Below are 8,440 nucleotides of genomic sequence, written 5' to 3'. Positions count from 1 at the left end.
AAAAATTAAGATGAATTTAAGAAAAATAATGCTAAATAGAAGCTACAAGGATATGGAAATTTCGTTGGATCTCAATCCAACATTTATATAAGGAGAAGATTATGGCAATTAGAAAACTAAGAGTTGAAGGCGATTCGATATTAAGAAAGAAAAGCAGAGAAGTAGAAAAAATTGATGGCAGACTTCTGGAATTGTTAAACGACATGCTTGAAACAATGTATGAAAATGACGGAGTGGGACTTGCTGCCGTTCAAGTTGGAATTTTAAGAAGAATTGTGGTAATAAATATTGGAGAAGGCCCTATAAAACTTATCAATCCTTTTATTGTTGAAAAGACGGGTAGTCAGATATTCACAGAGGGTTGTTTAAGTGTTCCTGGTAAAAATGGAGACGTTGAAAGACCTGAAAAAGTTGTTGTTGAATATATGGATGAAAATGGTGAGAATCAGACTGTAGCTGGAGAAGGATTAATGGCTGTTTGTCTTAGCCATGAACTTGACCATTTAAACGGTATCTTGTTTATCGACAAGGTAATTGAAGAGGATATTAATGAGTAGGATAATCTATATGGGTACACCTGATTTCGCTGTACCGGCATTGGAAAGAATCTACAGTGCCGGCCATGAAGTTGTATTGGTGGTTACTCAGCCGGATAAGTCAAAAGGAAGGGGAAAGAAGATTCTCAAGACCCCTGTCAAGGAATCTGCTGAAAAATTTGGACTTGATATATTCCAACCTGAAAATGTGAACAGTAGTGAAAGCTTGGAGGTATTGACTTCGTATAATGTTGACTTCATAATAGTTACAGCATATGGACAAATATTGAAAAAGGAAATACTCGAGATCCCTAAATATGAATGCTTGAATATACATGCATCTCTTTTGCCTAAGTACAGGGGGGCTGCACCTATAAACTGGGTAATTCTAAAGGGTGAAAAAAAGACAGGTATAACTATAATGAAAATAGAAGAAGGTCTTGATTCCGGACCCATGTATTTGAAGAAAGAGATGGAACTTGACGAACAAATAATTGCAGGAGAGCTTCATGACAGACTTATGGTCATGGGTGGCGACATGATAGTTGAAGTTATTGAAGGAATACTTGATAATAAGCTTGTAGCTGAAGAACAGGACCATGAAAGTTCAACCTATGCATCCATGCTAAAAAAAGGCATGAGTATGATAGACTGGAATGACTTTGGTCTGAATATACACAATAAGGTTAGAGGGCTTGATCCCTGGCCTGGTTCAGTAATGCTGTACAAGGATAAAAAGGTTAAGATTTTTAATACTGAATATATTGTTGATAATCACAATATATTTCCTGGCACAATCGTTTCTGTAGACAGTATATCGATTAAGGTTGCTGTAGTAGATGGATTTCTTTTAATAAAGGAGATTCAACTGCCAGGCAAAAGAAGAATGGACATAAGGTCCTTTCTTGCTGGAAATGAAATTGAAATCGGTTATGAATTAAGAGGTGAATAATATGTTCTATTTCGATTCGACCTTCCTGCTGCTTTTACCGGCAATAATAATTTCGATGTATGCTCAGCAAAAAATACAAAATACATTCAAGAAATATTCAAGAGTTTTTTCCGGAGGAAATTATACTGGCTGTGATATAGCAAGGATGATACTGGACAAGAATGACCTTGAGCATATTAGCATTGAACATGTAAGAGGAAATCTTACAGATCACTATGATCCAAGAAGCGGAGTATTGAGACTATCGGATTCTGTTTATGGAAACAGATCAATAGCAGCTTATGGTGTTGCTGCTCATGAAGTTGGACATGCCATACAGCATTCAAGGAAATACATGCCTCTTGAAATCAGGAACTCAATGGCTCCTGTAGTCAGCTTCAGCTCAAAGATAGTATGGTTGGTAATATTACTTGGCTTTTTTCTTGGAATTGTAGGGTTTATAAGAATAGGAGTATTTTTATTTCTGGCTGTAGTTATTTTTCAGCTTGTTACACTTCCTGTGGAATTTGATGCAAGCAGCAGGGCAATAGTACAGTTGGAAAGTCTTGGAATACTCTATGATGATGATATCAAAGGTGCTAAAAAAGTTCTTAATGCAGCAGCATTGACATATGTAGCTGCCGCATTGATTGCAGTCAGTCAGCTTATAAGGCTGCTCATTTTGTCAGGATATGGTAGAAGAGATTAAAGGCTGAATATTCAGCCTTTAATTTATGATTGGACTTAAACTGTTATCAGGATAAAGTATTGGAGATTCTTTGTCCTTAAGTATTAAAAATATATAATTCAGGAGTAGTTATGAAATATAGAAAGTATGTAGTCGATTCTTTGTACAGGGTTTTAACTGAGAAAAAATATTCAAATATTGAATCTGTCGCTTCAATGGGTAAGATTCAAGATAAAAAAGAAAAGGATTTGTACCTTTATACGTTCAACGGAGTTCTTGAAAACCTGATTTTCTCTGACTGGGTAATATCTGAATATTCTTCTGTAAAAATAAAGAAGATTAATAAAAATGTGCTGAATATAATGAGGGCTGCAGTTTTTCAGATATTTTTCAGTGAAAGAATATCCTATACTAGAATAGTAAATGATAGCGTTGAACTGACAAAAAAATATTTGTTCAAGAGTACAAGGTTTGTAAATGGTGTTTTAAGAAATATTGTTAGAAACAAGGATAATATATTAACGAAGATAGACGAAATAGGTGGTATAGAAGGACTGTCTATAAAATATTCATATCCTGTTGAATTTTTGAAGTTGCTGGTAGAAGAATTTGGCATGGAAGAAACTGAAAAGTTTTGCATAGCTTCAAATTCAAAACCGGATACTATATTTAGGATAAATACTTCAATTGTTTCAAGGGATGGATTTTTGGAAAAATATGGTGATAAATATGAAGTGAAGAAAACAGATAAATCAAAATATGGAATAATAATCAAAAATATTCACAGACTACAGGAAATGGATGAATTTAAAAATGGGTTAATAACACCTCAGGATGAAAGCTCCATACTTGTGTCCGAGATTCTTGATCCCGACATGGATTCTGATATTATAGACATGTGTTGTGCACCTGGCGGCAAATGCCTCCATTCAGCCGAACTTATGAAAAATACCGGGTTGGTTCTTTGCTGTGATATTTATGAGAACAAGTTGAAACTTGTTGAAAACACAGCGGAAAGACTTGGACTTAATAATATCGAGACAAGGGTACAGGACGGGTTGGAAATCATCCCGGAATTTTTAGAAAAGTTCGATTATTGCATAGTGGATGTACCTTGCAGCAATACTGGTATAATAAGAAGAAAACCTGAAATTAAATACAATCTTAAAGTTGATGCTTTGGATGAACTTGAAAAAATCCAGTATGGCATTCTTGAGAATGCTTCAAAGTATTTGAAGAAAGGTGGCAGGCTTGTTTATTCAACATGTTCTGTTTTAGACAATGAAAATATTAATCTTGTAAGAAGATTTTTAAAGAATAACCAGGACTTAGAATTTACAGGGTTTGAAGTAGGTGGAAAACCTGTTTCTGAGGGATATCTGCAGATTTATCCTCAAAGAGACAATATGGACGGCTTTTTTATTGCATCGCTGGTTAAGAACTGATATACAAATCAACTTAGTTCATGATATAATATCAGTAATTTTGGAGAATACATATGTATATAAATAATTTAGACTATAATGAAATGGAAAAGCTGGTAGTGGACAGTGGTTTTCCCAGATTCAGAGCGGATCAAATGTTCAGATGGATCCACATGAAGATGGCTTTAGATTTTAAGGAAATGAAAAATCTTCCCAAAGCTTTTACGGAATACATGAATGGTAATTACGAATTTGACAAGCCAGGAGTTCATAAAAGGCTTGATTCGTCACAGGACAATACTAAAAAATATTTGATTGAGCTGGAAGACGGTAATGTTATTGAGAGTGTTTATTTGAATTATGATTTTGGAGAGAGTGTCTGTATTTCATCTCAGGTTGGATGCAATATGGGATGCCTTTTTTGTGCATCAACAAAAGACGGTAGAATAAGAAATTTGAGAGCTTCTGAAATGCTGGAACAAATTTACATTATTCAAAAAGATTTAACCACCAAAATCAATAGTGTGGTGATTATGGGATCGGGAGAACCCTTTGATAATTTTGAAAATGTTAAGAGATTCATAGACATAATAACGGATGAAAAAGGAATGAATATAAGTAGAAGAAAGATAACTCTTTCAACCTGCGGAATTATTCCTGGAATCTACGAAGCCGTCGATGGAGGAATGCAATTCAATCTTGCTGTATCCCTACATTCGGCTGTTCAGGATAAAAGAGATAAGATAATACCTGCTTCCAAAAATTATCCACTTAAGGATTTGATAAAATCATGTGATTATTATACGGAAAAGACTGGAAGAAGGGTTACATATGAATATATTATCATTAAGGGATTTAACGATGGATCTGAAGATTTGAGGGAGTTGGTAAAGCTTCTTAAAAATTCCAACTGTCATGTAAATCTTATACCGCTTAATCCTATTGAGGAGTTTGACGGTGAAGCTCCTTCCCACAGAGAAACTGTTAAAATCAACAATTATTTAAATAAAAACGGAATAAATGCAACAATAAGAAGAGAACTAGGCAGAGATATAAATGCAGCTTGCGGTCAATTGAGAAGGAATTACATTAATAATCGGGAGTGAATTATGAAAGCTTATTACAAAACTGATGTAGGCAACAAGAGAGAAAGAAATGAAGATGCAATATATTATGACAACAGTGGAGATTTTATAATTGCGATTGTTGCTGATGGTATGGGTGGACATAAATCCGGAGATGTTGCAAGCAAAATTGCCATTGAAACAGCTGCCGACTATTTTAACAGAAACATTGGTAAATTTATGGAATTGCCCCTTGAGTTTTTGATGGATATTTTCAAGACAAGTTCCATGAGAATTTTTGATGTTGCTTCAAAAGAGCCTGAATGCAAAGGAATGGGTACAACAATGACCATGGTTCTTGTAAACAGAAAAACAGGGAAGCTTTATGTAGGTAATATTGGAGATAGCAGAACTTACATAGTTAGAAAGGATGAAATTCTTCAAGTGACTGAGGATCATTCTCTTGTGAATGAAATGTTTAAAAAAGGACAGATTACTAAAGACGAATTGTCTACGCATCCCCAAAGAAATGTCCTAACGAAATCCCTTGGTACTTATAATGATGTCGAACCTGATTTTTATATTGAAGATTTGTATGATATTGACAGTATAATACTGTGTTCAGACGGACTAACCAACTATATTGACAAGGTTGAAATTAAGGATATAGTTATGAACAACAGGGATGAAGAGATTGTGGACAGGCTGGTAAGTGAAGCGAATGCCAGAGGTGGAAGTGACAATATATCAGTTATTGTCATCAACAATTAGATTGAGGTGAATAATGAAAAGCGTATTAAATAATAGATATGAAATAATAGAGGAAATAGGCAGTGGCGGAATGGCATATGTATATAAGGCCAGATGCAATGTTTTAAATAGATTTGTAGCAATCAAGGTATTGAAGGCAGAGTTTACCAAGGACCAGGAGTTTATTGACAAGTTCAAGCAGGAATCCATGTCTGCGGCCAGACTCAACCACAAAAATATTGTAAATATTTATGATACTGGAGTAGACGAGGATATATACTTCATAGTAATGGAGCTGGTAACGGGGATTGCATTAAATGAAATGATCGAGCAGGAAAATCCACTTCCAATAGGGAAGGTTCTAGACATATCTCTTCAAATATGTGAAGGTCTCGAACATGCACATTTCAACGGAGTTGTACACCGGGATATAAAGCCACACAACATATTGGTAAACAAGTATAATCTTGTTAAGGTTGCGGATTTTGGAATCGCAAGGGCTGTGACCAATAAAACTATAACAAACAATGACAAAACTCTGGGTTCAGTAAACTATTTGTCACCTGAACAGGCAAGGGGAGGATATGTTGATGAAAAATCAGACATATATTCTCTGGGAATAGTTATGTATGAGCTTCTTACAGGAGAGCTTCCATTCAAAGGTGATTCTCCTATTTCCATTGCCCTTAAGCATGTAAATGAAAGAGTAATGGCTCCATCACTTATAAATAAAGAGGTTTCTGCAAGGGTTGATGAAATTGTTCTTAAATGCACCAATAATAAATCAACAATGAGATATAACAGTGTCAGTGAAGTAATTGAAGATATCAAAAAGATATATGGAAAATCATCTCTTTATGGAATGCATACTGACGGTTTGGGCAGTGAAGAGAAAAATGAGGCCTTCAATAAGTTTTTTGATGGAGAAGAAAAAAACAGCAATGGAAAGAATTTTGTCAAAAAAGAAGAGAAGGTAAAATTAAAGAAAAATAAAAATAAAAAAGAAGAATATGAAGAAGAAAAAGAAGAAAGAGAAGTGGTGAAGGGTAGGTTCAAATATACACTTCTTGCCATTATTGCAGCACTTGTTGTTACAGGTACGGTATCTGTAATAGCCTTGAATTTCATCAAAGATTATCTTACGGTCCCGGTGGTTGCGGTTCCAAGTCTTATAGGGCTTACTGAAGAACTGGCAAAAGAAACCGTTGAAACTCTTGGTCTTAAATTCAGCGTCAAGGATGAAATTTATAATTCCGAATTTGCAGAAGGACTTGTCATAAATCAGAGTATAAATGAAGGCCAGGAACTTAGAGAGAAATTTCCGATTGAAGTTGTGGTGAGTTTAGGGGAGAGGCTTGTAAAGATACCTGACTTGACTCATAAATACTCAAACGAATCCATTGTAATATTGAAGGAAAATGACCTTGCAGAAGGTGATGTGACCTATGAATTTAATGATACTATACCTTGGGGTCTTGTAATAAGACAGGTTCCAGAAGTAGGGACTATGGTAAAGGAAGATACTGAAGTATCCTATGTACTGAGCAAGGGTCCTGAAGTTGAATATATACTAATGCCTGATCTTTTAGGAAAACCGATAGATGCTGTTCAGAATACTATTCTAGAGAGAGGATTTGCTGTTGGAGAAATCACCTACAAGCCATCAGATGAAGTGGGGATGGATCTTGTTCTTTATCAAAGTTATCCAAGTGGAACTGAAGTTGAAATGGGTACTTCAATAAATCTGATAGTTAGTTCAGGTGTTGAGATACAGATTGAAAATCCTGATGATACTACTGATAATGATGTTTCAGGAAACGGCGAGCTTGTTATAGAACTTCCGCAGGACAAGAAAAAGGTACATCTTCTAGTGGAAAGAGTATTGGAAGACAAAAGGATTATCGTATATGAAAACCAAGTTAAAACGGAAATGAGCCCTCTAACAATCAGCATTGAAGGCTTTGGAGTTCAGAAATTCGAGATATTCATAAACAGTGAATATTACGAAGTCAAGGAGATAAATTTTGGAGAATAAATTTCAAAAAGGAATCATACTTAAATGTCTGGGCGGATTCTACTACGTAGATACGGGCAGTGAAATTATCGAATGCAGGGCAAGGGGCCTTTTTAGGAAACAGGATATAAAGCCTATTGTTGGAGATCGATGCAGAATTAGGATTACGGAAGAAGATTCAACTGTTGGATATGTTGAGGAAATTTTTCAGCGAAGCAACGAAATAATAAGACCGCCCGTTGCAAATGTAGAGCAGGCTATAATTGTTTTTGCTGTAGAGAAACCGAATCCCAATTTCAGACTTTTGGATAAATTTCTAATACAGGCTGAGCTTAATAATGTCGAAGCAATAATATGCATAAACAAAACGGACCTAGACCAGGAAGAATCACTAAGGATTAAAGAGCTTTATGAAAAGGCCGGCTACAAAGTGGTTCTGACATCAATGATGGTACCTGAATCCCTTGATGACCTGAAAGGAATACTTAAAGACAAGATTTCTGTTTTTGCTGGACCATCGGGAGTAGGCAAGTCTACAATGGTTAACATAATAGAGGAAGGTCTTAATCTAAAGACCGGTGAAATCAGTAAAAAATTGAAAAGGGGCAAGCACACTACCAGGCATGCAGAAATTTTCACTCTTAGTTTTGGCGGATGGGTGGTTGATACTGCAGGTTTCAGTTCATTAAATCTGGAAGGGATAGATAAATACAATCTGAAGGAGTATTTCATCGAATTTAAGGAGTATAATGACTGTAGATTTAATAGTTGTAATCATTATAAGGAACCTGACTGCGGAGTAAAGGAAGCCGTGGAAAATGGAGAAATAAGCAAAGCGCGATACAACAGTTATATAGAATTATATAAAGAATTGATTTCGGGAGGAAGAAAATGAAAAAGATAGCACCATCAATATTATCTGCGGATTTTAGCAGGCTTGGAGAAGACATAAAAATGATTGACGAAGCAGGGGCCGAGTATGTGCATATAGATGTTATGGACGGAGTATTTGTACCGAATATAACTTTTGGAT

The 8,440-nt window shown here is 35.5% G+C and carries 8 protein-coding genes and 1 pseudogene; all 9 read left to right on the top strand.

All coding sequences use genetic code 11. The annotated features are described in order from the left end of the window. Window positions 1-101: 101 nt before the first annotated feature. Window positions 102-557, top strand: coding sequence for a peptide deformylase (def, locus tag AC3AX0_RS03480; RefSeq protein WP_487548916.1), 456 nt, complete (start codon window positions 102-104; stop codon window positions 555-557). Continuing rightward, on the top strand, window positions 550-1,488 hold the full coding sequence (fmt, locus tag AC3AX0_RS03475; protein ID WP_487548915.1) for a methionyl-tRNA formyltransferase: 939 nt from the start codon (window positions 550-552) through the stop codon (window positions 1,486-1,488). Before def ends, fmt begins: the two co-directional genes overlap by 8 nt. 1 nt (window position 1,489) lies before the next feature. After that, a complete protein-coding gene (locus tag AC3AX0_RS03470; protein WP_487548914.1) occupies window positions 1,490-2,176 on the top strand; it encodes a zinc metallopeptidase in 687 nt (228 codons plus the stop codon). Window positions 2,177-2,286: 110 nt separating this feature from the next. Beyond that, complete coding sequence (gene rsmB, locus AC3AX0_RS03465) at window positions 2,287-3,600, top strand: 16S rRNA (cytosine(967)-C(5))-methyltransferase RsmB (RefSeq protein WP_487548913.1); 1,314 nt, start codon at window positions 2,287-2,289, stop codon at window positions 3,598-3,600. Window positions 3,601-3,653: 53 nt separating this feature from the next. Then, window positions 3,654-4,685 (top strand): dual-specificity RNA methyltransferase RlmN, encoded by a 1,032-nt coding sequence (gene rlmN, locus AC3AX0_RS03460; protein WP_487548912.1) that lies wholly within the window; start codon window positions 3,654-3,656, stop codon window positions 4,683-4,685. Window positions 4,686-4,688: 3 nt separating this feature from the next. Next, window positions 4,689-5,414, top strand: coding sequence for a Stp1/IreP family PP2C-type Ser/Thr phosphatase (locus tag AC3AX0_RS03455; RefSeq protein WP_487548911.1), 726 nt, complete (start codon window positions 4,689-4,691; stop codon window positions 5,412-5,414). Window positions 5,415-5,427: 13 nt separating this feature from the next. Continuing rightward, window positions 5,428-7,428, top strand: coding sequence for a Stk1 family PASTA domain-containing Ser/Thr kinase (gene pknB / locus AC3AX0_RS03450; protein WP_487548910.1), 2,001 nt, complete (start codon window positions 5,428-5,430; stop codon window positions 7,426-7,428). Then, window positions 7,418-8,302: a ribosome small subunit-dependent GTPase A gene (rsgA, locus tag AC3AX0_RS03445; protein WP_487548909.1), complete on the top strand. Its 885-nt coding sequence runs from the start codon at window positions 7,418-7,420 to the stop codon at window positions 8,300-8,302. Before pknB ends, rsgA begins: the two co-directional genes overlap by 11 nt. After that, window positions 8,299-8,440, top strand: a pseudogene (locus tag AC3AX0_RS03440) (ribulose-phosphate 3-epimerase); the annotation flags it as partial. The gene rsgA and the pseudogene AC3AX0_RS03440, both read left to right, overlap by 4 nt.

The organism is Dethiosulfatibacter sp. (assembly GCF_983023055.1).
This window is presented reverse-complemented; position numbering and strand designations above follow the sequence as displayed.

What these genes read in the sequence shown, in the direction of transcription:
- def (WP_487548916.1), top strand. Translation starts at nt 102, where the DNA reads ATGGCAATTAGAAAACTAAGAGTTGAAGGCGATTCGATATTAAGAAAG.
- fmt (WP_487548915.1), top strand. Translation starts at nt 550, where the DNA reads ATGAGTAGGATAATCTATATGGGTACACCTGATTTCGCTGTACCGGCA.
- AC3AX0_RS03470 (WP_487548914.1), top strand. Translation starts at nt 1,490, where the DNA reads ATGTTCTATTTCGATTCGACCTTCCTGCTGCTTTTACCGGCAATAATA.
- rsmB (WP_487548913.1), top strand. Translation starts at nt 2,287, where the DNA reads ATGAAATATAGAAAGTATGTAGTCGATTCTTTGTACAGGGTTTTAACT.
- rlmN (WP_487548912.1), top strand. Translation starts at nt 3,654, where the DNA reads ATGTATATAAATAATTTAGACTATAATGAAATGGAAAAGCTGGTAGTG.
- AC3AX0_RS03455 (WP_487548911.1), top strand. Translation starts at nt 4,689, where the DNA reads ATGAAAGCTTATTACAAAACTGATGTAGGCAACAAGAGAGAAAGAAAT.
- pknB (WP_487548910.1), top strand. Translation starts at nt 5,428, where the DNA reads ATGAAAAGCGTATTAAATAATAGATATGAAATAATAGAGGAAATAGGC.